This window comes from Vibrio sp. S12_S33, assembly GCF_963889785.1.
Taxonomy (GTDB): domain Bacteria; phylum Pseudomonadota; class Gammaproteobacteria; order Enterobacterales; family Vibrionaceae; genus Vibrio; species Vibrio aestuarianus.
In genome coordinates, this window is sequence record NZ_CAWPQZ010000464.1 from 1 (window position 1) to 220 (window position 220).

The window sequence follows — 220 nt, forward strand, 5'->3', positions numbered from 1 at the left end:
TTACCACCGTTTCAACGCCGTCACTGTTCTCTGCCACGCTCACGCTGCCGTCCGCGGCGTCCGCGATGGTGAGTGTTGGCGCCGCAGTTGGTGCGGTGGCGTCAAAATCAAACGTCACTGGCGCACTGTCACCACTGCTGTTGCCAGCGGCATCCGTAATGCTGCTGGTGATGCTGTAATTACCTTCCGCTGTCAAGCTTGGAATGGTGATGTCGGCGCT

General features: G+C 59.1%; 1 protein-coding gene. It reads right to left on the minus strand.

Going from position 1 to position 220, the window contains the following annotated elements; genetic code table 11:
* Window positions 1-220: hypothetical protein (locus tag AACW06_RS20745; RefSeq protein ID WP_192076432.1), on the minus strand; the 220-nt coding region annotated here is incomplete at both ends.